At 68.1% G+C, this 23,720-nt stretch carries 20 protein-coding genes; 8 read left to right on the plus strand and 12 right to left on the minus strand.

Annotated elements, in window-relative coordinates; all coding sequences use genetic code 11:
- Nucleotides 1-224 precede the first annotated feature (224 nt).
- Together EDF39_RS06860 and EDF39_RS06865 are read left to right on the plus strand one after the other, a co-directional pair.
- Nucleotides 225-842, plus strand: a complete 618-nt coding sequence (locus tag EDF39_RS06860; protein WP_123941609.1) for a hypothetical protein — start codon at nucleotides 225-227, stop codon at nucleotides 840-842.
- 74 nt (nucleotides 843-916) lie between these two features.
- On the plus strand, nucleotides 917-1,312 hold the full coding sequence (locus EDF39_RS06865; protein WP_123941611.1) for a VOC family protein: 396 nt from the start codon (nucleotides 917-919) through the stop codon (nucleotides 1,310-1,312).
- Nucleotides 1,313-1,519: 207 nt separating this feature from the next.
- Here the strand turns inward: EDF39_RS06865 and EDF39_RS06870 are convergent, their stop codons facing one another.
- Together EDF39_RS06870 and EDF39_RS06875 are read right to left on the minus strand one after the other, a co-directional pair.
- Complete coding sequence (locus EDF39_RS06870) at nucleotides 1,520-2,269, minus strand: fumarylacetoacetate hydrolase family protein (RefSeq protein WP_123941613.1); 750 nt, start codon at nucleotides 2,267-2,269, stop codon at nucleotides 1,520-1,522.
- Nucleotides 2,270-2,282: 13 nt separating this feature from the next.
- Nucleotides 2,283-3,233, minus strand: coding sequence for a D-2-hydroxyacid dehydrogenase family protein (locus tag EDF39_RS06875; protein ID WP_123941616.1), 951 nt, complete (start codon nucleotides 3,231-3,233; stop codon nucleotides 2,283-2,285).
- Between the two features lie 102 nt (nucleotides 3,234-3,335).
- Here EDF39_RS06875 and EDF39_RS06880 point away from each other — a divergent pair, with 102 nt between their 5' ends.
- Entirely contained in the window at nucleotides 3,336-4,334 is a 999-nt protein-coding gene (locus EDF39_RS06880; RefSeq protein WP_123941618.1) for an LLM class flavin-dependent oxidoreductase, read from the plus strand.
- A gap of 247 nt (nucleotides 4,335-4,581) precedes the next feature.
- Here EDF39_RS06880 and EDF39_RS06885 read toward each other — a convergent pair whose 3' ends face one another.
- The 5 genes from EDF39_RS06885 to EDF39_RS06905 all read right to left on the minus strand — a co-directional run bounded on the left by EDF39_RS06885 (nucleotide 4,582) and on the right by EDF39_RS06905 (nucleotide 13,205).
- Complete coding sequence (locus EDF39_RS06885; RefSeq protein ID WP_123941620.1) at nucleotides 4,582-5,622, minus strand: LLM class flavin-dependent oxidoreductase; 1,041 nt, start codon at nucleotides 5,620-5,622, stop codon at nucleotides 4,582-4,584.
- Nucleotides 5,623-6,075: 453 nt separating this feature from the next.
- Nucleotides 6,076-9,924, minus strand: coding sequence for an ABC transporter ATP-binding protein (locus tag EDF39_RS06890; protein WP_123941622.1), 3,849 nt, complete (start codon nucleotides 9,922-9,924; stop codon nucleotides 6,076-6,078).
- Nucleotides 9,921-10,391, minus strand: a complete 471-nt coding sequence (locus EDF39_RS06895) for a MarR family winged helix-turn-helix transcriptional regulator (protein WP_123941624.1) — start codon at nucleotides 10,389-10,391, stop codon at nucleotides 9,921-9,923. Before EDF39_RS06895 ends, EDF39_RS06890 begins: the two co-directional genes overlap by 4 nt.
- Before the next feature lie 847 nt (nucleotides 10,392-11,238).
- A complete protein-coding gene (locus tag EDF39_RS06900; RefSeq protein WP_123941625.1) occupies nucleotides 11,239-11,898 on the minus strand; it encodes a hypothetical protein in 660 nt (219 codons plus the stop codon).
- A 65-nt stretch (nucleotides 11,899-11,963) separates the two neighbouring features.
- Entirely contained in the window at nucleotides 11,964-13,205 is a 1,242-nt protein-coding gene (locus tag EDF39_RS06905; RefSeq protein ID WP_123941627.1) for a beta-ketoacyl synthase, read from the minus strand.
- Between the two features lie 215 nt (nucleotides 13,206-13,420).
- On the opposite strand from EDF39_RS06905, the gene EDF39_RS06910 reads away from it, so the two are divergent.
- Complete coding sequence (locus EDF39_RS06910) at nucleotides 13,421-13,987, plus strand: hypothetical protein (protein ID WP_123941628.1); 567 nt, start codon at nucleotides 13,421-13,423, stop codon at nucleotides 13,985-13,987.
- Between the two features lie 242 nt (nucleotides 13,988-14,229).
- Here EDF39_RS06910 and EDF39_RS06915 read toward each other — a convergent pair whose 3' ends face one another.
- From EDF39_RS06915 to EDF39_RS06925, 3 genes are all read right to left on the minus strand, one after another.
- The gene (locus EDF39_RS06915; RefSeq protein ID WP_123941630.1) at nucleotides 14,230-14,424 is read right to left on the minus strand and encodes a hypothetical protein; all 195 of its coding nucleotides are present in this window, start codon (nucleotides 14,422-14,424) and stop codon (nucleotides 14,230-14,232) included.
- 287 nt (nucleotides 14,425-14,711) lie between these two features.
- A complete protein-coding gene (locus tag EDF39_RS06920; protein ID WP_123941632.1) occupies nucleotides 14,712-15,347 on the minus strand; it encodes a TetR/AcrR family transcriptional regulator in 636 nt (211 codons plus the stop codon).
- Nucleotides 15,348-15,489: 142 nt separating this feature from the next.
- On the minus strand, nucleotides 15,490-17,529 hold the full coding sequence (locus tag EDF39_RS06925) for a protease pro-enzyme activation domain-containing protein (protein ID WP_233572995.1): 2,040 nt from the start codon (nucleotides 17,527-17,529) through the stop codon (nucleotides 15,490-15,492).
- 170 nt (nucleotides 17,530-17,699) lie between these two features.
- Between EDF39_RS06925 and EDF39_RS06930 the strand changes: the two genes are divergently transcribed.
- Nucleotides 17,700-18,119, plus strand: coding sequence for a hypothetical protein (locus EDF39_RS06930; RefSeq protein ID WP_123941634.1), 420 nt, complete (start codon nucleotides 17,700-17,702; stop codon nucleotides 18,117-18,119).
- 210 nt (nucleotides 18,120-18,329) lie between these two features.
- Here EDF39_RS06930 and EDF39_RS06935 read toward each other — a convergent pair whose 3' ends face one another.
- The gene (locus tag EDF39_RS06935) at nucleotides 18,330-18,617 is read right to left on the minus strand and encodes a hypothetical protein (protein WP_123941636.1); all 288 of its coding nucleotides are present in this window, start codon (nucleotides 18,615-18,617) and stop codon (nucleotides 18,330-18,332) included.
- Between the two features lie 350 nt (nucleotides 18,618-18,967).
- Here EDF39_RS06935 and EDF39_RS06940 point away from each other — a divergent pair, with 350 nt between their 5' ends.
- Nucleotides 18,968-19,810 (plus strand): aldo/keto reductase, encoded by an 843-nt coding sequence (locus EDF39_RS06940; RefSeq protein WP_055959973.1) that lies wholly within the window; start codon nucleotides 18,968-18,970, stop codon nucleotides 19,808-19,810.
- A gap of 110 nt (nucleotides 19,811-19,920) precedes the next feature.
- Here the strand turns inward: EDF39_RS06940 and EDF39_RS06945 are convergent, their stop codons facing one another.
- Nucleotides 19,921-21,009 carry a hypothetical protein gene (locus tag EDF39_RS06945; protein WP_123941638.1) on the minus strand — a complete coding sequence of 363 codons (1,089 nt, stop codon included), beginning with the start codon at nucleotides 21,007-21,009 and terminating at the stop codon, nucleotides 19,921-19,923.
- A 447-nt stretch (nucleotides 21,010-21,456) separates the two neighbouring features.
- Here EDF39_RS06945 and EDF39_RS06950 point away from each other — a divergent pair, with 447 nt between their 5' ends.
- Together EDF39_RS06950 and EDF39_RS06955 are read left to right on the plus strand one after the other, a co-directional pair.
- Complete coding sequence (locus EDF39_RS06950; protein ID WP_123941640.1) at nucleotides 21,457-23,022, plus strand: DHA2 family efflux MFS transporter permease subunit; 1,566 nt, start codon at nucleotides 21,457-21,459, stop codon at nucleotides 23,020-23,022.
- Between the two features lie 30 nt (nucleotides 23,023-23,052).
- On the plus strand, nucleotides 23,053-23,712 hold the full coding sequence (locus EDF39_RS06955) for a molybdenum cofactor guanylyltransferase (RefSeq protein WP_123941642.1): 660 nt from the start codon (nucleotides 23,053-23,055) through the stop codon (nucleotides 23,710-23,712).
- Nucleotides 23,713-23,720 lie beyond the last annotated feature (8 nt).

The following is a 23,720-nucleotide window of genomic DNA, read 5'->3' on the forward strand; positions in this document are numbered from 1 at the left end:
CTCGTCGCCTGGATCTGTCTGTGCTTTCGACAGACCATAGGCCCGTTTCGCAGACAAAGCAAGATGATCGCAGAAAAAGCCACATGCAAGCCGGCGCAGGCAGGCGTGGGAAGGGGCGTTCGTCAGGAAACGAGACGCGCGACAGGCGCCAGCGCGCGGATCTTCCGGGGTGCGCGCCTGGCATCCTGAATCACGATCACGGCACCCGCGCGTAGGCTCCGCCCATGACTCGCACCCGCCCCGACGACCACTTCGTCGGACGCATCGCCGGCGTGGGGACGACCTCCGGCACGCGCATCGTCGTCGGCATGTGGCAGAGCTCGCCACTCGGGCGCTTCGTCGACGTGATGATCGAGACCAAGGCGGGGCGCAGGATCCTGCTGGCCCCTTGTCAGGAAGTCGCGGACTACGTGAGCGCGACTTACACGTTCGACGAGGTCCGCGTGCAGACGGTCACCTGGGCGAAGATCGACGGCGGCCTGCGCGTCGACGGCGAGGGAGAGCTGGCGCTGACGCTCGGCGTGGGGCAGATCTCAGGCCTGGGAATGCTGCTTCGCGCCGTGCCGAGGCCGATGGCGACACGGCCCGGGTGGCTGCGGTTGATCGACCCGGTGGCCCGGATCCTCGTGCCCGGTTCGGCGACGGCAGGCACTGCCGGAAGCGGCCGGCGTGAGTTCTACGGGGTCACTCTGGCGCGCCACATCACGGCGCTCTCGGGGTCGTTCGGGGGCAACGATCTGGGCACGCTCGCGCCCCTCACCCCGGCCGTGCGGTTCGGGTTCGCCTCATCGCCGGCCACCCCCACACTTGTCGACGTCACCACGACGATTCGGCACGGCTAATGCGACGCGGTCACCCCTGCACAGGGGCAGCGGCACGGGTAGCGGGCGCGCGCGAACGCGAGTAGACAAGCCGCATGACAGTGCGGTGGGAAAGCGTCGTCGTGGATTGCCGCGACCCGAGAGCGCAGGCGGCCTGGTGGGGCGAGACGCTCGGCTGGCCGGTCGTCTACGACGAAGAAGACGAGGCGGGAATCGCGCCGCCCTTTGTCGCTGAGCACACGCGCGAGACTCCGCCGATCGAGCGCTGGCCGGAGATGACGTTCGTGCCTGTTCCTGATGGCAAGACCATCAAGAATCGCCTCCACATCGACCTCGCGCCCGGCATCGACGACTCTCAGGAGGCAGAGGTCGCAGCGCTCGTGGCCCGGGGCGCCCGCCTGGCCGACGTCGGGCAGGGCGACGACGTGACCTGGGTCGTACTCGAAGACCCGGAGGGCAACGAGTTCTGCGTGTTGTCGCCGCGGGTGTGAGGCGCGCACTTCTCAGGCGATCAGGCGCGCTCGAACCGTCTTCGTAGGGCGGCGTCGCGCCCGTGCGCCTCGTTTCCTGATGCGCGAACGCAGGATCCCACGGGGCCGCCACGCAGGTCTCCGCGCCTCCGCGCTCACCCCCGCGCACGCATCAGGAACCCAGTCGCGCATCCACCGCGGGCAACGGCCGCGCCCGCACCTCCGCGCTCAGCCTCCTGATAACTGCGCCCCCGGTCGTGGCCCCAACAACGCCGCCGGCCTCGGGCCCACCGTGAAGGCGAATTCCGCGACGCCGTCCACGCCGCCCGTCACGACGTCGCCCGGAAGGAGCGGGCCGACCCCGGCCGGCGTCCCGGTGAAGATCAGGTCGCCCGGTGCCAACTCCCACGCCCGCGAGGCCGCCGCGATCACGTCGGCGACCGGCCAGATCATGTCGGCCAGATCGCCCTCCTGAGCGGTGTGCGCGTTCACGGCGAGCCAGATTCGTCCGCCACCCGGTACCGCGACGTCGACCCGGCTCGCCGGGACGATCTCCGACATCGGCGCCGATGCATCGAAGCCTTTCGCGACGTCCCACGGCCGCCGGGCGTCTTTCGCCTGCTGCTGCAGATCGCGGCGAGTGAGATCCACTCCGACGGCGTACCCGAAAACGTGGTCGAGCGCATCGACCGATCGGATATCGCTTCCGCCATGTTTGAGCGCGACAACCAGCTCCACCTCGAATTCGAGTCGGTCAGTCTGTGTCGGGTAGGGGACCACTGCGTCGGCGGCAACCGCGGCATGCCCGGGCTTGGCGAAGAAGAAGGGAGGTTCGCGTGTCGGGTCGCTACCCATCTCACGGGCGTGGTCGGCATAGTTGCGACCGACGCAGAGGATGTGACGGACTGGCAGAAGGGCGTCGGATCCTGAAATCCGAACGGACGGCTGGGCGGGCGGATCGAAAACGTAGGTCGGCACGAGGGAGCCTTTGCTACGACAGAGTCCTGATCGGCGAACCCGCCACGAACGCCAGCACGTCGTCGACGGCCTCCGAGTAGAACACCTCGTACACCTCGCGGGTGACATAGCCGAGGTGAGGCAGGAGCAAGACGTTCGACAGCTTGCGGAGCGGGTCTTTGAGGGGGAGCGGTTCGATGTCAAACACGTCGAGCGCGGCGCCCTGCAACGTGTCGACCATGAGCGCCATCATCAGGGCCTCGGCGTCGACGATCGGCCCGCGCGACGTGTTGATCAGGAACGCCGTCTCTTTCATCTCGGCGAGCTGGTCGGCCGAGACGAGGCCCCGGGTCTCTTCGGTGAGGGGAACGTGCACCGAGAGGAAGTCGGAATCGGTGAACAACTTCTCGAATGTCACCACGGATGCACCGCCCTCGGAGGCGCGCTCGTCGGTGAGGGTCGGGCTCCAGGCGATGATCGTCATGCGGAAGGCGGTGGCGAGTTCGGCCACCCATCGGGCCTGTTTGCCGAAGCCGAGGAGCCCCAGCGTCTTGCCCTCGAGTCGCGTGCCGATGGTGTGCTGCCATCCGTCGGCGTGCAGCGCGGTGTCTTCGGCGACGATGTTGCGGGCCAGGGCGATCATCATGCCGATGGTGAGTTCGGCGACCTCGCGCCCGGATCCCCCGGTACCCGAGACGACGATGCCCTGTGCCTTCGCCGCTTCGACGTCGATCGCGGCGTTCGCCATTCCCGTGGTCACCAGAAGGCGCAGCTGCGGCAGTTGCTCGAGGGTCTCGCGCGAGAGGGCGGTGCGCTCGCGCATTGCCACCACGACCACGCTGGATCGCAGGCGCTCGATGAGCTCGTCACCCTCGAGATGTTCCGTCACCACGTCGATGTCGTAGTGGTCGCGGACCGCGCTCCAGTCGGCCGACTCGAGAGCAACCCCCTGGTAGTCGTCGAGGATCGTCAGGGTCTCGGGCATGGCTCCACGATATCGGCTGATCCCTCGTGCGGCCGATGCCGATAATTACCTGACTTCAGGATCCGCGGGAACGTTCTGCCCCTTCCGCGCGTTGTCTCCCGCATGACTCCTCGCCTGTCCATCCTCGACCTCGCTCCCATCGCCCCGGGTGAAACCGTGGCGGAGAGCTTTGCCAACAGTGTCGCTCTGGCGCGGGCCGCCGAAGCGAACGGCTACGAGCGCGTCTGGTACGCCGAGCACCACAACATGCCCACGATCGCCTCCAGCGCGACGTCGGTGCTGATCGGCCACGTTGCAGGAAAAACTTCGACGATCCGACTCGGCTCGGGCGGCATCATGCTGCCGAACCATGCGCCTTTGAGCATCGCCGAGCAGTTCGGCACCCTCGCGTCGCTCTACCCGGGCCGCATCGACCTGGGTCTCGGTCGCGCGCCGGGCAGCGATCAGGCCACCATGCGTGCCATGCGGCGCGACCCGATGTCGGCGGAGTCCTTTCCGCAGGACGTCCTCGAACTGCAGGCGTACCTGAGTGGCGAGTCGCGTATTGCCGGAGTCTCAGCGACCCCCGGCGCCGGGACGAACGTGCCGCTGTACATCCTCGGATCCTCGCTTTTCGGAGCGCAGCTGGCCGCCGCCTACGGGCTTCCCTACGCCAACGCCTCCCACTTCGCACCCGACTCGCTGCACGAGGCCGTGGCGTTCTACCGCCGCGAGTTCACGCCGTCGGCCCAGCTGGCCGAGCCCTATGTGATCGCCGGGGTCAACGTCGTCGCGGCCGAGTCGCACGACGAGGCGCAGGCGCAGTTCGACTCGACGCGTCGCACCCGCGTGCGCGGAATGATCTCGCGCGGCGCCGCGTCGCCGGAGTACACCGACGAGCAGATCGAAATCTTCCTGACCACGCCGAACGGTCGGCAGATCGCGAACATGATGAAGTACGCCGCGGTGGGAACGCCCACGGAGGTTGGAGACTACCTGCGCAACTTCGCGGAGGAGGCTCAGGCCGACGAGCTCATCATCGCGCACCAGTCGCCGCAGATCGCCGACCGGCTGGCATCGGTGGAGCTCACTGCGGGAGCGATGCAGGCGGTCTCCGTCTAAGCGGGGCGGTCGCGCGCACATCAGGAAGATGAGCGCGGCGTGGGCGCGGATCCTTGGGTTCGGGGTCCCGCCGCGCTTGGCTGCCTGCGTTGTGAGCGCCCGCGGCGCCGTACCTGGCAGGACGCCGGGCAGGGCAGGCGCGCGCGATTCAGGTATTTGGGCGCAGCGTGAGCGCGGATCCTGAGGTCCGCGGGTCAGACGAGCTTGCATGCCTGAGTTGCGACCGCCCGCAGCCGCCCGCACCCGCTCAGGCCAGCGCCCGAGCCTCCGCACCCCAGCCGAGCTCGAGCCCGATGGCCCGCACCGCTTCGAGAAGGCGCGCGTTGAAGTCCACGCCCAACTGGTTGGGCACAGTCACGAGCACGGTATCCGCGGCAGCGACCGCGGCGTCAGAGGCCAGCGAGGCCACGAGATCCTCGGGCTCGCCGATGTACGAGCGACCGAAGCGAGCGAGAGTGGTCGCGTCGAGGTGTCCGACCTGATCCTGCGCGTCGACCTGGGCGCGCAGCCCGAAGTAGTGGCGCGACTCGTCGTCGATCAGGGGCACGACGCTGCGTGACACCGACACGCGGGGTTCGCGTTGCCAGCCCGCTGCCGCCCAGGCCGTCCGGTACAGGGCGATCTGTTCGGCCTGGAGTTCGTCGAAGGGCACTCCGGTGTCTTCGGTGAGCAGCGTCGAACTCTGCAGGTTCACTCCCTGCGCGGCTGCCCACTCGGCCGTCGCACGGGTGCCCGAGCCCCACCAGATGCGGTCGCGCAAGCCGGGAGACTGCGGCAGGATCGGCAGGTATCCCGTCGACCCGGTCATTGCCGGATTCGCCGGTGCGACTCCGGCGCCGTCGATCGCCTCGAGAAAGTCGGAGAGGTGCTCGCGGGCCATATCGGCGTCGTTCTGAGCGTCACCGGGCGTGTGGCCGAACGATTCGTAGCCGGCGAGAGACGTCTCGGGTGATCCGCGGCTCACGCCGAGCTGCAGACGGCCTCCTGAAATGAGGTCGCTCGTCGCCGCCTCTTCGGCCATGTAGAGCGGGTTCTCGTAGCGCATGTCGATCACGCCGGTGCCGAGTTCGATGCGCGAGGTGCGAGCGGCCATGGCGGCGAGCAACGGGAACGGCGCAGCGAGCTGGCGGGCGAAGTGGTGCACGCGAACGGAGGCGTTGTCGATGCCGATCTCTTCGGCAGCGACGGCGAGCTCGATCGTCTGCGTCAACACATCGGACGCGGTGCGCACTCGCGACCCGGGCACGTCCTGATAGTGCCCGAACGACAGGAATCCGATTCGCTTCATACCGCTGCAACTCGCGCCGGCACAGGAGCATTCCCTATGCGTACGTATCGAAGCGGGTGACGGCGGGCGGATCCTGACGAAAGGGCAGGGGGACCGCAGCCTGCAGAGCCAACGGAGGCGCTCCCGCGGGCCCTCGCCCCGCGCTGCACGGCCCCTGGCTGCGCGCCGCTCAGGAACCCGGGCGCCGCTAGCACCAGCGCCGCAGCCGCTCGGCGGGAGCCCTGCAGTAGTCCTGACGGGCGAGCGGCCGCGGTGGTGGGGCGGCGCCAGGGCCCGCGCGAGCGCCCGGCCGTGCTCGCGCCGTCGTTGGACGGATCCTGTGCGTCTATCAGGAACCCAGCCCCGCCACTCGCCAAGTCGCCTGCTCACTCCTGCGAGCTGGGCCTGCCTGCCTGAAAAGTGCCCCCGGCGCCGCGAACCCGCCGACGGAGCCCCGCCCACGGAGACCCGCCCCTATCGCGCCTCCACCGCCTCGTACGCCTGCCACATCGCCGCGTACCGGCCACCGGCGGCGATGAGCTCATCGTGCGAACCCACCTCCGCGAGGCGTCCGCCCGACAGCACCCCGATGCGATCCGCGGCCCGCGCCGTCTGCAGCCGGTGCGCGATCACGATCGTCGTACGCCCCGACGCCACCCGCTGCATGGCCCGCGTCACGTGCGCCTCCGTGAGCAGATCGAGGTTCGACGTCGCCTCGTCGAGCAGCAGCACCGCCGGGTCGACAAGCTCGGCCCGGGCCAGGGCGATCAACTGCTTGTGGCCCGCCGCCAGCGATCGTCCACGCTCGGTCAGGCGGTGGTCGTAGCCGCCGGGAAGGTCGCGCACGAACTCGTCCGCTCCGACCGCGGTCGCCGCCGCGATCACTTCGTCGCGCGATGCGTCGACCCGGCCGAACGCGATGTTGTCGTGCACCGTTCCACCGAACAGGAACGCCTCCTGCGGCACGTAGCCGAGCTGAGTGCGGAAGGCATGCAGGTCGAGATCGCGCAGATCGTGCCCGTCGATCGTCACGGCCCCCTCGTCAGGGTCATAGAAGCGCGCGAGCAGCTTCATGATCGTCGACTTGCCGGCGCCTGTCTCGCCGACCAACGCGACGGTTTCACCCGCGGCGATGTCGAGCGTGATGCCGTGGATCGCCTCGGGCGGCTTGACCCGGATCGGCCCGGTCGTCATCAGAGAACGAGGATCCGCGGGCCCCCGCCGCTCGACCACCCGCTCCGCCGCCTGCGGGTACGAGAACCGCACCCCGTCCAGCCGGAGCGCTCCAGTGAGGCGGCCCGGCGTCACGGCGGCCTCGCGCTCCGGGGTCAGCGTGTCGAGCGCCATCAGATCGCCGATGCGCGCGACCGACACACGCGTCTGCTGCCAGGCGTCGAAGACCTGCGACAGCTGCTGGATTGGCGAGAAGAACATCGTGATGTAGAGCAGGAACGCGATGAGGTCGCCGGGGGTCAGCCGACCGTCGGCGATCAGTACGGCCCCCACACCGAGCACGATCACGTCGGCGAGGCCCGATAAGAACTGCACGAAGGGGAAGTAGAGGGCGACCAGGCGCTGCGCGGCCATCCTCGACTCCAAGAACCTCCGCCCGAGCGCATGGAAGCGCGTGACCGTGGCGGCCTCGTGCACGAACGCCTGCGACTCACGAATGCCCGACAGGCTCTCCTGGAAGTCGGCATTGACGATGGCGATGCGCTCGCGGGCCACGTCGTAGAGCTTCGTCGACCGCGAACGGAACACCACCGTCGCGGCGGCCAGCGGAACGACGACGCTGAGGGTGACAAGGCCGAGCTCGGCGTCGATCAGCACGAGCGCGACGCCGACGCCGACGAAGGTGACGATCGAGACCAGGGCGGAGAGCAGTCCGTTCTGAATGAGCCCTTCGAACTGATCGACGTCGGTCGTCATCCGCGTCATCACGCGACCGGCCATCTCGCGTTCGTAGAAGTCGAGAGACAGTCGCTGCAGCTGCGCGAAGATGCGCACGCGCAGGCTGAGCATGATGCGCTGCGCGGCGCGACCACTGACCAGCGTCTGGGCCATCCCGTTGGCGAGATCGGCGAGAGTCACGACGAGGAACGCGCCGGCTGCGACGAACAGCACCGTCTCGGATCCTTGCTGAACCCCCGAGTCGATCCCGGTCTTGACCAGGTATGGCCCGATCAGCCCAGCGATCGCGTCGAGAATGACGAAGACGAGCGCCAGCAGCAGCGGCTTGCGGAATTCCCGCAGCAGCGTGCCGAGCGAGAACGACCGATCTTGGAGGGTCTCGCGATCGAGGTCGAGAGCCGGCACGTCGCGGAGCGGGCCGAGGGCCTTGACCTTGGTGAGCAGCTCCGGTGTGGCCTGGCCGAACGTGTTCAAATCGGCGCCTGCTGCCGCCCGAGACGCCGATTTGGGCACGCTCGCGGCCGGGACGCCGGCAGCAGCGGCACCTGCCTCAGCAGCAGCAGCACCTGCCCCGGCACCGGCCGCAACGCCCGCGAGCGCGTCGATCTCATCGTCGTCGTCATCCCCGAGCCCGCTGATCAGGGCCCGGTACAGCGCGCTCGACTCCTGCAGCTCGTCGTGTGTGCCCTCGGCCGCGACCCGCCCGTGCTCGAGCACGACGATCCGGTCGGCCAGGTGCAGCGTCGACTCGCGGTGGGCGATGAGCAGCACCGTCCGCCCGGTGAGCTCGTCGCGCAGCGCGTCGTGGATGGACTGCTCGGTGGTCGCGTCGATCGCGCTGGTCGCGTCGTCGAGAACCAGAATCCGAGGATCCGCCACGACCGCCCTCGCCAACGCGATCCTCTGGCGCTGACCGCCCGAGAGGCTCAGCCCGCGCTCGCCGACGACGGTGTCGAATCCGCGCGGCAACTCGTCGATGAATCCTGCGGCGTGAGCGACCTCCGCCGCATGACGGATCTCGGCGTCGCTCGCCTCCGGCTTCCCGTAGGCGATGTTCGCCCGGATCGTGTCAGAAAACAAAAAGCTCTCTTCGAAGACCATGCCGATCGACGAGCGGAGCGACGCCAGCGAGACGGTGCGGACGTCGTGGCCGTCGACGCTCACGGCGCCGGACTCGGGGTCGTGGAACCGAGCGACGAGCGACGCCACCGTCGACTTGCCGCTGCCACTCGGGCCGACGAGCGCGACGCGTTCGCCGGCACGGAGGTGCAGCGAGAAGTCGTCCAGGGCGGGGCGCCCGGACTGGTACGAGAACGTGACACCGCTGAAGGCGATGTCGCCGGTGACGGGGGTGAGGTCTGTCGGATCCTCGGGGTCGGTGATCGTCGGCTCGCGGTCGAGGAGCTGGAAGATGCGCTCGATGCCCACCTGCGCCTGCTGGCCGATCGCCAGCACGCCGGCGAGCTGCCTCGCGGGTGCCATGAGCGCGGCGATGTACGAGGTGAAGGCGAGAAACGTGCCGATCGTCAGCTGGCCCTGAAGGGCGAGCCAGCCGCCGAGCGCCAGGATCGCGACCTGGGCGAGCGTCGGAATCGCCTCGAGCACCGGCTGGAACCGGGACTGAATGCGCACCGACCGCATCTGCGCCCCGTAGACACCGGTCGCGACGCGCGACATCGTCTCGACCTCGTGCTTCTCGCGACCGAACGCCTTGACGACCCGCACTCCGCTGACCGCCTCGTCGACGATCTGGGCGACTTCGCCCTCGCGCTGCTGGGCGTCCCAGGTGGCGGGGAGCACCTTGGCGCGCATGCGGTAGCCGACGATCACGAGCGCCGGAAGCATCACCAGGCTGATCACGGCCAGCAGCGGCGACAGCGTGAACATCACGACGAGCGAAAGCACCATCAGCATGACGTTGCCGCTCATGATCGGAAGCATCATCAGGAGGCTCTGCACGAGGGCGGCATCTCCGTTGGCGCGGCTGACGAGCTGACCCGTCGACATGCGGTCGAGGGAGGCCTGGTCGAGACGCTGCAGGTGATCGTGCATGTCGTTGCGCAGGTCGTTCTGCACCTCGAGCGCGACCTTGCCACCCCGATAGCGCCGCAGGTACGTGAAGAAGAACGTTGCGAGCGCGAGCGCGAGCATCAGCCCGAGCCACGGGCCGAGCGGCGAGGTCTTCTCGACGATGACGCCGTCGACGATCTCGCGGGCGACGAGTGGCACCAGTACCTGGCAGAGGCTTCCGAGCACGGCGGCTGCCAGCGAGATGACAAGGCTCTTGCGGTGACGGAGGAGGTATCGCCAGAGACGGTGGATCCAGCCCTCCGGGGGTTGGGGGGTTGTGGCGGGCGGGGTCGTCGGGGCGCTTGAGTTGGCCGGGGCGGTTAGGTTCGCTGGGGTGCTCATGCGTTCTCTTTCGTGCGGCGCTCTTCGACGGCCCGATCGACGGCATCGCCCAGCGAGGCCAGGGCGGCGATTAGGGCCTCGGGTGCGTCGGCCCGGTCGGCCAGCAGTTCGAGCTGGCGGGCCATCCGCCCTTCCATCCGCTCGAACACCTCGCGGCCGTCGTCGGTCAGCGCCAGCGAGCTCGCGCGGGCGTCGCCCACCACGGCGTCCCTGCGGATCAGGCCCCGCCGGTGCAACGAGTCGACCGTTGCGCTGATCGCGGGTTTGCCGATCTCGAGGCGCTGCGACAGGCGGGACGCGCGCTCCTCCCCGCCGTCGATCGTGGCGAGCACGCGGTAGTCGGCGAAGCTGAGGTCGTCGCTCGCGCGCTCCACGATGCGGGAGGCCCGGGCCAGAGCGCGGACTGCCCGGACGAGATCGGTGGGCCCGGCTGGGGTAGCGGCTGCGGGGGAGGTGGTGGGAGGCACGCGCTCACTCTACGCCGATGGTTCGAGTGGCGAACTATCTCGGTGTGGGTGGGGTGGGGCGCTGGGCGCTTTTCAGGAGATGGGGCGCGTTGCCGCGGCGGATTAGCGTGGATTTGGCGTAGAGGGGCCTGAATTCCTGTTCTGTGCACGGGTACGGGTGCGGCCGGATGGTGGCTTCGCGACGCTCGCGAATCAGGCAATGGGGCGAGGTACCGCGGCGGATTGGCGTGAATGCGGCCTGGAGGGCCCTGCATTCCTCTTCTGTGCACGGGTACGGGCGGCGCGGGTGGGGCGCATGCGGGTGCGGGTGCGGGTGCGTGTGCGGGTGCGTCACGGGCGCGGCGCGCGTGCGGAGGGCTTGCAGCGCTCGCGAATCAGGCGATGGGGCGCGGTGCCGCGGCGGATCCGCGTGTGCGCGGCGTGGAGGGGGCTGCATTCCTGTTCTGTGCACGGGTACGGGCGGCGCGGGTGGGGCGCATGCGGGTGCGGATGCAGGGTCGGGGCGGGGTGGGTGCGGGTGCGTCACGGGCGCGGCGCGCGTGCGGAGGGCTTGCAGCGCTCGCGAATCAGGCGATGGGGCTCGGTGCCGCGGCGGATCGGCGTGTGCGCGGCGTGGAGGGGCCTGCATTCCTGTTCTGTGCACGGGTACGGGCGGCGCGGGTGGGGCGCATGCGGGTGCGGGTGCGAGTGCGGCGGGGCGGTGGGCTGGCCGCGCTCGCGAATCAGGAGATGGGGCGAGTTACCGCGGCGGATCGGCGTGTGCGCGGCGAGGAGGGGCCCGCATTCCTGTCTTGCGAGCGCAGACGAGCGCCACCACCCACGACACCACCCCTCACGACTCCACCCCTCACGCGACGAGGCGCACCACCGTCTTCACGATCACGACACCCAGCAGCGCGAACCCGGTGAACGCCTCAACACCCGTCAGGATCCGCGCCCGAAGCGTCAGCGACCTCGGCCCGGAGGCGGTCACGGCGAATGCTGTCCGCAGCGACAGCACGAGGTAGTCGCCGAAAGAAGGTGCCCACGTCGGGTCGCTGTAGCGGCCCGGCCCGGTGAAGTCGAAGTCGGCAGTGGCCAGCTGCTCGATCGGGCGATGCCGCCTGGCGGACGGCCCGCCGCGGTCGACCAACCAGAAGACGAGCGCGAAGGCCAGGATCTGCGTGACGCCGACCTGGGCTGCGGCGATCAGGAGACGGACGAGCCCCAAGGATCCCGGCTCACCGAACCCGATCATGACGTCGACGCCGCCTCCGACGTTTGCCGACACCAGCATCGCGGCGACGATCTGGGCCACGATGCCTGACCACCGCACCGGGCGTTCGATCTGCTTCCAGTGCATGATCGCGACCGACAGCGTGCCGACCACGAGCAGCCCGGCGATCGGCAAGCGGTGATACACAGGGAACGTCTCGGGCACGGCCAGGTAGAGGAGCACCGCGACGCCGAGGGCCACCAGGGGTGGAGCCGTCGGCTCCCCAGGGGCTCGGCGTCGATTGGGGCTCACGACGAGTCAGTGTAGGTGGCGGACGGCACTGGGCTCGGGAAGCCGCCCCGCCCGATCGGTGCCCGTCAGGGGGCGGGAACGAACACGAGGCTGCCGTTGTGTCCGCCGAACCCGAAGCTGTTCGAGAGGACGGGCCCCGGCTGCCAGGGTCGAGCCTCGACGGGGATGTCAAGGTCGATCTCGGGATCCTGGTGCTCGAGATTTGCTGTCGGGGGGATGGTCTTCGTGGCGATCGTCAGCGCGACGGCGACCGCTTCGACGGCGCCCGCGGCTCCGAACGAGTGGCCCGTCACGCCTTTGATGCTCGTGACGACGGGTCGGGTGGTGCCGAAGACTCGGCTGACTGCCTCGCTCTCGGCCTTGTCGTTGAGACCGGTCGACGTGCCGTGGGCGTTGATGTGCGCGACCTGCTCGGGCGCGATGCCGGCGTCGTCGAGGGCGAGGCGCATGGTGCGCTCGGCGCCGGTGCCGCCGGGTGCGGGAGCGGTCACGTGATACGCGTCGGCGGTCGATGCGGCACCGTCGATCGTCATGTAGATGCGGGCACCACGCGCGACGGCGTCGTCGTAGGGCTCGAGGACGAGCATGCCGGCCGCCTCCGACGCGGCAAGTCCGTCGCGATCACGGTCGAAGGGGCGCGCGATACCGGTCTTCGAAAGGGCACGCATGTTGGCGAACCCGGCGATGCAGACGGGAGTGAGGCTGGAGTCGGACCCGCCGGCGACGACGAGGTCGGCGGTGCCCTGGGCGATCATCCGCGCCCCGGCCGCGATGCCGTCGGTGCCGGCGGCGCAGGCGGTCGTGATCGTCGTGGCGACACCCCGAAGGCCGTAGCGGATGCTGATGGCACCGGCCGGCGCATTCGGCATGACCATCGGCACGGTATGCGGCGAGACAAGACGCTCGCCTTTCTTGTCGAGGAGCAGAATCTGCTCGGCCAGCGTCTGAACGCCGCCCATGCCGGTGCCCAGAGAGACGGCGGCCCGATCGTGATCGATGGTGTCGATGAGCTCAGCAGTGTCGGTGGTGGACGGATTCGAGGCCTCCGGGTCGACCTTGACGAGGCCGGCATCGCGGAGGGCCTCATCGGCCGCGACGACCGCCATGCGCGTGACGATGTCGGAGTTCTTCGCATTTTTGTGGCTCATCAGACGGCGGGCGTCGAGCTCCGTCTCGTCGACGCGACGCACGGCCAACGGAGCCACCGGTTCGAACAGGCTCTTCCAGAACGCATCGACGCCGATGCCGCCGGGGGTGACGACACCGATTCCGGTAACGGCGACTCTTCGATTCTGGACCGGCTTCATGCGTGTGGCTCTCCTTGACTGGTGACTGCGATCTCGTCGGGTCGCTCACTATTCAACACGGTCGGCCTCCGTCGCCGAGAGCGGAGTCGTCCAAGATTCGGCGCAGGGATTTGTATCGTCGGCGAGTGGTCAGGCGCCCTCGAAGCGCGATGACAGGCCCTGTGGGTGCAAGATGTTTCTATGCACGTGTCACTCTCCGGTCTGCGAACCCGCTGATGGTCGCCTCGTTCGTCAAAGCGGTCGGCGCCATCGTCGTCGGGGCACCCGTCGCGGTGCTGCTGGGGCTGACGGCCCGATCGGTCGCGAAACAGGAAGACGCCGCCGTGCCGGTGGTCGTCGCCTCCGAATCGCCGATCGTGATCACCGTGTTCAGCAACTGGCTCGACAAGCGCAGCCACGAGCACCTTGCGCCGACCTCCTTCAAACCTGGCTACTCGGCCTACGACCTCCGAGTCGAGAACCGCAGCGGCCAGTCCGTCAGGGGAGTGCGCGTGGAGCTCGTCGAGACGGACGGCTCCGTGATCGGAGCCACCAAGATCGGGGAAGTCGCCGCGAAGGGCAGCTCCGTGTTCACCGCGAGCAAGCCCTGGAAGCGCGTCCTCGACGCCGATCGCTCGCAGCCCACCCCGACCCTTCGCGCCGTCGTGACCTGGCGTGGGCCGAGTGGCCGCCTCCGCGCCGCCCTGCCTCTCCCCATGCGTCGCGTGCTCGGCGAAAAGCCCGCCGACATCCGCCGCCGCCACCGCGAGAAGGCGATCATTACCGGGCATGTCATGAGCTGATTTCTGCCTCGCCGGGCTCGGCATAAGGGTTCCAGCGGGCCTACGGCGTTGTTTTATTTCCTCGCCCGGCTGCGCCGCCGCTGACTTCCGCCTCTCCGGGCTCGGCACAGGAGTTCCAGCGGGCCTCAGGCGTTGTTTTGCTGCCGCACCCGGCTCCGCCATTGCCTCCCGTTGAATGGCACCGCAGTTCCAGGGGTCTTAGGGCACTGGGTTACTGCCTAGCCCGGCCGCGCCGCGGACGGCTACTTCCGGCGCAGCGAAGCCAACCAGGTCAAGCTCAGAATGAGGATCACAGCGACCCCGACCAGCCACGGGGCCGCAGCACCGGTCAGCAGATCTATGGCCGCGCCCGCCGCCAAGACGGCGGCCGCGACAATGGCGAGAGCGACCGGGACGATGAACGCCGGACGCCGAGAACGTCTCCGTGAATCTGACACATGCTCATTGTGGCGGGGTCGCAGGGGTGTCGATAGACGGCAGAAGAGAGGACACGCGGCGCGGTCGGGCGGGTGCTAGGGCCGGCTGAGGATTCGAGGTGCGCGGGGTGGGAGGGCGCCGGTTCCTGCGGCGTGGAGGCCCCGCGGGAGCGCAGCGCTGAGGTTCGCACGTCAGGAACCCTGCTCTGAATCGTCCCAAGGGCGGCCAGGTTTCGTGAAGTCGCGAGCACATTTCCTGACTGATAAGCACAAGGCGACACCGACGGGCCAGGCCCCACCCGCACGCGTCAGCGCAGGCGCGCCCCGAGAGACCGGATCAGCTCGACGGCCCTGACCCGCACGACGTCGGCGGGCTCGGGCGCACCGTTGTCGACCCACTCGTGGATCGCCGAGCGCACCGCCCCGCCGCAGGTCGTGAGCAGCACTTCCGCCTCAGCGCGAGAGACCCCGGCACCCGACGCCCCTGCACCCGCACTGCCCATCTCGAGAATGGTCGTGGTCGCCTTCACGAGCCCGTCGATCATTCGCGTCATCTGGATCATGTGCCTCGAGAACAGCTGCGGGTACCTCCGAAGCACCTCGAGGCGCTGATCGTCCAAGGCCTGCCCCTGGATCGACGGTCGGATCAGACCGATCAACAGCATCACGGTCGACTCGATCGGGTCGGCTCCGTCGGTGGCGCGGACGTGCTCGGCGATGTCATCGGGGGTGAGCTCGGCATCGTGGATGCCGAGGATCGCGTCTTCTTTGGTGTCGAAGTAGTTGAAGAACGTGCGCGACGACACGTCGGCCAGGGCGCTGATCTCGTCGACGGTTGCTCGTTCCAGCCCGTTACGGAGCACGAGGTCGACGGCAGCCGTCTCGAGTCGGCGTCGCGTCTCTTCGCGTTTGCGATCGCGCAGGCCCGGTTTCACCGAAATCATGCCCACCATCTTGCCGTGTCTGCATTTTTTCGCAACTGAAAGACTGCAGTCGTGCAGAGGGGCCCGGAACAGCTTCAGGATCCGGGGCCCACCCCGCTCGGAACAGCGTCGGGCGCGGTGCCAGCCCTGCGCGCGGCGGCGCCTACCGGGCAGCCGCTGTCGGCGCGAACGCCGCAGCCGACGCGACGTTCAGCTCGCCGAGCCCGGTGACCGCGTCGTAGCCCTTGCGCGTGACGAGGCTCGTGTCTTTGTCGAGGGTGACGGCGTAGGTGGCGTTCCAGCTGGAGTAGGCGAGGGTCGTGGCCCGGCCGCGCGGGGCGATGTCGCGGAAGGCCGCGGGCGTCGTCTTCGCAACCGAGTACAGCGTCGGGTTGGCGAAGCCGATCTGCACGCCCGTCCGCTGCTGGATGATCGCCATCTGCGCCGCGACGAGGGGAGCTGCCAACGAGGTGCCGCCCGAGACGCCCATGCCGAACGCGCCGGTCGAGAGGGTCCGCTCGTTCGTGATGGAGCGGTAGCCGATCAGGAACCCGGTGAAAGGATCCGCGAGCGCGGCCACGTCGGGCGAGATGCGCTGGCCGTGCGCCACCGACGACGGGACGCTCGACGCCTGGTAGCTCGGCTGGGTGAACGACGCGATCCGGCTCGGGCCGCCGCCGGCTCCACCGGCGAAGAGCGTGCCGGGCAGCTTCTTCATGTAATAGAGGGTGCCGTTCTTCTTGGAGACGACGTTCAGTCGGTTGCCCCAGCCGACGGAGAAGATGCGCGAGCCCGTCTTCGACAGGCCGATGCTGGTGCCGCCCACGGCGGTTACCCAGGGCGAGGAGGCGGGGAAGTCGGGGGCGGTGTAGGTGAGGTTCGCCTTCTCGTCTCCGTCGTCACCCGAGGAGAAGTAGAGGCCGATGCCCTGGCCCGCGGCCTGCAGCTGCAGGTTCACCTCGCCGTTGATGTAGGCGGTCGATCCTGCTCCGGTGGGCTCGCCGACGTTGCCGTAGCTGTTGCTCACGATGGTCGCGAGGCCGCGGTCGAGCACCTTCGACAGTGCGAGGTCGAGACCGCCGGCGCAGTTGAACCCGCCCGCGTAGGCGATGTTCGCCTTCGGTGCCAGCGCATGGACCGCCAGGACGTCGAGCGTCTGCTCGCCCTGCCAGCCGCTCGGCAGCCCGCACGCGGTCTTGTCGCTGAACGACGCCTTCGGAGCCGAGTAGTCGGTGTACTGGCCGGAGGTGAAGGCCGCCTCGCCCGTCTTCTTCGCATAGCTGGCTACGTCGGTCTTGATGGTCGGCGAGGCGTAGGCGTCGATGATCGCGACGGTCTGGCCTGCGCCGTCGGAGGAGCCAGTGCCGTACACCCGACGGATCTGCTTCGGCGAATAGCCGCAGTTCGCAGTGGCGACGCCGGTCTTGCCGTAGGTCTTCGGGAACTTCACGTAGCGCTGCCCGATGTAGGAGGAGCAGGGGGTCGTCACGGTAACCGCTTTGGGCGTCGCGAGGCTCTCGCGGAGCGACGACAGGGTCTCGGTCGGGGCGATCCCGGTGCCGGTTTTGGTGCCGGCGCCCTTTTCGGTGCCGGCGGCGCCCGTGCGGTTGACGCTCGAGGGGCGGGTGCGCAGGCGCCCCTGGTCCAGGCTGAGCCCGGCGATGCCGCTCGCCTCGGTCGCGCTGAGCGTCGGTGTGGTCGAGGGCGCGAGCAGCTTCTCGCCATCCACCCGGTAAGTCGCCAGAGTCGTGTTGAAGGCCTTGTTGATCGCGGTGACCGATCCGCGGAACACGATGTACTGCCGACTCTTCGGCGACCCCGTGATCGTCAGCTTCTTCGCCTTGAGGGCCTTCACCTTCGCATCGAAGACGGTCTGCGTGGGCGCGTAGCTGTCGATCCACTGCTGCGGAGTGACGTACTGACGGTACGAAGGGCTCCGAGGATCCGAGACTGCCGCGGCCAGCGCCTTCGCCCCGGCCCGGTCACGGAGTGCGAGGTAGAGCTGCCCCTCGACGATGGTGGTCTTCGACGCGGTGCCGGCGAGGTTCGCCTTCTTCGCCCAGGTCGGCACGGCCGACGAGAACGGCACGGACGTGGCGGCCGAAGCAGAGCTGGCGAGACCGAGACCGGCGACAGTCGCGACGGCCGCGGTGATGGCGACGGCGGTGCGGAATGCGCGATGACGCGACGAATTGGTGATCACAGACGGGTCCTTCCCCCAGAACAGGCGGAGCGGAGCCCCGAGGTCAATCTAGGGGCAGCCGGGGCGAACCACACGACCCCCGGTCGGGGAGGAGCGCGTGCTCTCCTCCCCGTGGATGAAAAAGGCGCCGCCGGGCGGTGGGGCACGCCGTGCGGCTCTACCGTCGAACCATGCAGACACCCAGCCGCGTTCTCGGACGCACGACGACTCGGATCCTCGTGGTCGTCCGGCAGCTCGTCGCGCCGCTCGCGGGAGCGCTCTTCTTCGTCCTGTGGTTCGTGGCGGAGTACAACCGCCACGGCGACCACCCGTCGCCCGAGCTCTTCGCTCTCCTCGCGGTCGTGATCGCGCTGTCGGTGTGGATGCCGGTCGTCGCGATGGGGCTTGCGGTCGTGGTCGGCGTGCTCCAACTGGTCGGCCTCGTCGCCGCGCCGAATGAGAACACCTGGCCCGCCGAAGCTGCCGTCGCCTTCGCGGTCTTCTTCATCGCCGTGTTCCACCGGGGCCTGACGCGCTCGCTGGCGCTGCCGGCTCTCGCCGTCTGCAGCATTCTGCTCGGAGTCGTGACGGGCGTGCCGACCGATCAGTGATCGCGGGCAAAACGTCTCCAGGCGGTTGTGGTCCTCGGCGCTGCCGGCAGGAGCAGCGGCATGCAGATGCCCCTCGCGAGAGTGCCTAAACGGGCGTTTGCCGGCGTTTTTGGGGACGTTTTGGGCACTCTCGGCGCGGGCGCGGAGCAACGCCAAACGGCGCCCACCCCGAGGGGTGAGCGCCGTTCGTGTGAGGCTGCGTCGAGCTGCTTATGCGGCGAACGACAGTTCGCGCAGCTGCACGTCGTGCGCCTGCACGATCGTGCGGCTGGGCTCGTCGCGCCAGGCGCGGCCGGGAACGACCCAGCCTTCCGCGCCGGTCGCCGACACCTGAGCACCGGGCATGACGTGCATGCCGAGCTCGGTACGGGGAAGACGGACGAGGAACTCGCGGGCGAAGCCGTCGACGACGACGAACTCGATAAGGTTGTCGTGGGTGAGGGAGGGGGCCGTGGTGACGGTCCCGTCGATTCGGATGAGTGTGATGGTGCTGTTCATGATGCGTTCTTTCGATGCTGGGTGGCGACGTGCCCTCGCCTGCCGAGCCGGTGGATCCTGGTGAAGAATCGGGCCCGGGGAGGGTGGTGTCGCACACGCCGAGTGTCGGCGTGCTGGTGACTTCGCGCTTCGACTTCGCAAGAAGACGACTTCATAGGTCGGTGACTTGCTGTGCCTGTCGCGAGGACGGGGTGGATTCGGTGGAATGCGTCTCGGGAGAGGCGGTACGAATCGGTGGGTGCGAGCGAGATAGATAATCTCGACTCAGAACACCGACAGCAACGATACCAGGGGTACACCTGCTAATCAAATCTGGAATGCCACCAAAGCGGGGGGTGTTCGATAGAAGCATGACTGACGAAACAGTTCCCACGATCACCCTGAACAACGGCAACACGATCCCGCAGCTCGGGTTCGGCGTTTACCAGATCGACCCCGCCGAGACGAAAGAGGCCACGCTCAAGGCCCTCGAGGTCGGCTACCGTCACATCGACACGGCCGAGATGTACGGCAACGAGAAAGAGGTCGGTGAGGCAGTCGCCGCGTCGGGCATCGCTCGCGAAGAAATCTTCGTCACCTCCAAGCTGAACAACGGCTTCCACGACCACGACGACGCCCTCAAGGCCTTCGACGGAACTCTGGAGGCGCTCGGCTTCGACTACATCGACCTGTTCCTCATTCACTGGCCCCTGCCCAAGGTGGGCGACTACGTCGAAACCTGGAAGGCGCTCGAAGAGATCTACGCCTCGGGTCGCGCCCGTGCCATTGGTGTCTCGAACTTCCAGGAGCACCACCTGCGCCGCCTCGCGCAGGAGGCCACTGTGACCCCGGCCGTCAACCAGATCGAGGTGCACCCGTTCCTCACGCAGGAGCCCCTGCGAGCCTTCGGTGCCGAGCACGGCATCGCCACCGAGGCCTGGTCGCCCATCGCCCAGGGCAAGGTGCTCGACGACGAGACCATCGTCCGCATCGCCGAGCGCGTGGGTAAGTCGCCCGCGCAGGTGACTCTCCGCTGGCACATCCAGCGCGGCGACATCGTCTTCCCGAAGTCGGTGACCGCCTCGCGCGTCAAGGAGAACTTCGAACTGTTCGACTTCGAGCTGACCGACGGCGACATGACCGACATCTCGATGCGAAACAAAGACGAGCGCACCGGCCCCAACCCGGACGAGTTCAACTACATCCCTAGCTAGTCACTCCATCTAGCTCGAACGCCCCGTCGACTTCGGTCGGCGGGGCGTTCTCGTGTGTGCGGGTCGTGTTCGTGCGGTCCGCACAGAACCAAGGATCCGACGGCTCGCGATCAAGGGAAGTACGAGTACCAGAGCGCCACGACCGCGATCGGCTGCGCTACAAGGCAGACGGCGAGGACGACACGGGGTCGCCACCGTCCGCGGGTCAGAGCGAGGTCGCCGAAGAGCGGCGCCATCGGAAGCAGGAGAAGTCGGATGAGGCTCTGCTGTGGGAGGAACACGGCAAACAGGTACAGGCCGTAGCTTGCTCCGTAGGCGAGCAGGTCGGAGCCGAGCGGTCGAAGAGACCGCCGCGAGATCCACAGCACGAAGAGTGCCGCGAGAACGACCGGCACCGCAAAGCCGACTGCTCCGAGCTTGGAGTGGAAGAACAAGAACCAGGGTGTCAGGGGTAGGAAGTCGACGTAACCGATGTACTTCGACCACCACGCCATTTCTGTCTGAAGGTAGGCGTCGGGTACGCCGGTGACCACCCAGGCTATGACGGGCCAGGAGAGGCCGGCCGCTGCTATCAGGACGCCGACGGTGACGGCTGCACGGAGTTCGTTGCGGGGAAACTTATGACCGGACCGTAGCCGGAGGACGACGTGAATGCCGAGGGCGAGAGCGAGAGCGAGTGCTCCGGGTCGGGTGAACGCCGCGACGAGCGCGAAAGGCAGCATGATCCAGTAGCGCTGTTGGGAGAGAGCTATCAGCGTCGAAAAGGTCAAGAACGCGAACAGGCCCTCGGCGTAGCCCGCCTGCAGCAGAAATCCGAGTGGGCTGAAGGTGAAGAAGGCGACTGTCCGCAGGGCCGGACGGTGACCGATCCGTGGCTCCACGAGCCGATAGAGCGCGTAACTGGCGGCTCCGCCGGCGAGGCAGGAGAGCATGGCCGCCGCGGCGCTGTAGTTGAGTCCCGTGACCGTGGCGACGAGTCCGGCGAGAACGCCGAAGACGGGCAGAAATGCCCAGGAGTTGTCGTCGACCCTTCCCTCGTCGGTGGTGGGCAGAGTCGTCGGGTATCCGACCGAGGCGATCTCGCGATAGTGCGTGCCATCCCAGAGCGTCAGGAAATCCAGGAACGAGCCGTTAGTCGACTCGGGGGAGAACGGCGTGAGCCCGAGATCGGTGCAGGCAAAGAAGACGCCCGCCAGCAAGCCGGAACTCCACAGCCGCGAGACGGCGAAAAGAACCGAAACGGAAACGATCGGGCTGAGCCGCACCAGGGAGGAGCGGCCTATCTGGCGGGTTTGACTAAAGCGTTCACGGGTTAGAGACACGAATTCAAAATATCACTGTCAATCTAAAATACAAAGTATTTGTCCTGTCCTGGGGTAATGCCTGCGTGAGTTGGCCGGGGTCAGTGCAGGTGGGTGGTCGCGAGGATTTGCTCGTCAGGAAAGAGAGCTCGCGGACGCCGTGGGCACTGGGCGGTGGAGCCCGCCCGCGCCTGGAATCCTGATGCGCGAACCTCTTCTCGCCTCGGGCCTTCAGAATGTCGGCGGCAGGGGGAATACTGACCAAACCACCACGTTCGATCCTTGACGCGTTCAGCGCCACGCGTCTCTCTCCCCCTCTTCACCGCGCCCGCCACGATCACTGGAATGCTCTTGACGAACGACACTGTCTCCACGCCGGCCGCCTCGCGCGGCACCTCACCTGGCGCCGCCTCGGCCGGCGCCACAGCGCCTGCCAAAGGCACTGCGCCCGCCGGAGGCGCCTCTTCCGCCCCTGCCGACGACAGCGCCCGCAACCGCCTCGTCATCGGGCTGCTCATCGTCTCGGCCTTCGTGGTCATCCTCAACGAGACGATCATGAGCGTCGCCCTGCCGACCCTGATCATCGACCTGAAGGTCACGGCCGCGACCGCCCAGTGGCTCACGACCGGCTTCCTTCTCACGATGGCCGTCGTCATCCCGGTGACGGGTTTCCTGCTTCAGCGATTCCACACCAGGCAGGTCTTCCTGCTGGCGATGTCCCTGTTCAGCGTCGGCACCCTCATCGCGGCGATCGCGCCCGGGTTCTCCGTGCTGCTGATCGCCCGCGTCGTCCAGGCGAGTGGCACCGCGATCATGCTGCCGCTGCTCATGACCACGGCCATGACCCTGGTTGCGCCCGCAGCTCGCGGTCGCACCATGGGCAACATCTCGATCGTCATCTCGGTTGCGCCGGCCATCGGCCCGACTATCTCCGGCATCATTCTCAGCGCGCTCAGCTGGCGCTTCATGTTCATCATCGTGCTGCCGATCGCGGTCGCCGCATTGATCCTCGGTGCCGTCAAGATGAAGAACGTCACCGTTCCTCGCAAGGTGCCCCTCGACGTCCTCTCGGTGATCCTGTCGGCCTTCGCCTTCGCCGGTCTGCTCTACGGTCTCGCGGGCGTCGGCGAAGCGGCTTCCGGGTCGCCGCAGCCGGTTCCGCCGCTCGTGCCCGTCGTGGTCGGCGTCGTGGCTCTCGCTCTGTTCATCCTTCGTCAGACCCGTCTCGCACGCGTGTCGTCGCCCCTACTCGACCTGCGCACGTTACTGACGCGAAATTTCTCGATTTCCATCGCGATGATCGCCGTCTCGAGCATCGCGCTGTTCGGCACGCTCATCATCCTGCCCATCTACATGCAGTCGGTCCTCGGCCTCACGACGCTCACGACCGGCCTGCTGCTGCTGCCGGGCGGGCTCATCATGGGTGTCCTCTCGCCCTTCGTCGGCCGTTTCTACGATCGATTCGGTCCGTCGACCCTGCTCATCGTCGGCTCGATCCTGGTCAGCGGAGCGCTCTGGACGATGGCGATGTTCCTGCACGCGGGCACTCCGGCGTTCATGATCCCGGTCACGCACGTGATCCTGAGCATCGGGCTGGCCATGACGTTCACGCCGCTGTTCTCGTCGTCGCTCGGCTCGCTCAAGCCCGAGCTCTACTCGCACGGGAGCGCGATCCTGAATACCGTTCAGCAGGTGATGGCGGGCGTCGGCACGGCGCTCTTCGTCACCCTGCTCTCGACAGGAGCCGCCTCCAAGATCGCCGCGGGCGCGAGTGATGTCGATGCCACTGCTGCGGGAGTCCAGATGGCGTTCCTCGCCGGGGCGCTGGTGTCGCTGCTGGCCATCGTCGCGAGCTTCTTCGTGCGCAAGCCGCCGGTGATCGAGGGCGCTCCGACGCCGATGGCGCACTGAGCCCACTTCTCAGGGGCTAGCGTCACCGGTATGGAAGGCACGTTCGACGCGGTGATCCTCGCGGGCGGTCGCGCATCCCGTCTCGGTGGCATCGACAAGACGGCACTCGTCGCCAAAGGCTCGACGTTACTCGAGCGTGCCGTGCAGGCGGCTGCGGGTGCAGAAAGAATCATCGTCGTCAGCGCGCGACCCGGGCAAGTCGTGCCCTCGGCCGTTCTCTCCGCCGGTGAGGAGCCACCCTTTTCCGGCCCTGCGGCCGGCCTCGCCGCCGGGCTCGCTGCGCTGTCGCGTGATCGGCGAGGCTCCTCGTCGCGGTCGTCGACATGGGTGCTGGTCCTGGCCGCGGACGTTCCGAGGGCCGCAGAGGCCGTGGTCGCACTTCGCGAAGGGGTTGTCGACCGGTCCGGGCAAGACGACCCGGAGGGGTACGTTGCGGTCGACGATTCCGGTCGCAGGCAGCCACTGCTCGCGCTGTACCGGGCAGAGAGCCTCCGCGCCGCGGCTCGCGAGCACGAGGCTGCGGGTCAGCTCGCCGGGCTCTCGCTGCGGCGGCTCCTCGGCCCCCTCCGGGTGGTCGAGGTGCCGGTGGCGAGCGCGCTCTGTGCCGACGTGGACTCCCCGGACGACGCGCGGCGACTCGGTGTCAACCCTGTGGAAAACGCCGACGGCGATCTCGGGCGGGCTGATTGACTAGCTCC

Origin of the sequence: Frondihabitans sp. PhB161 (assembly GCF_003814635.1) — a bacterium.
GTDB lineage: Bacteria > Actinomycetota > Actinomycetes > Actinomycetales > Microbacteriaceae > Frondihabitans.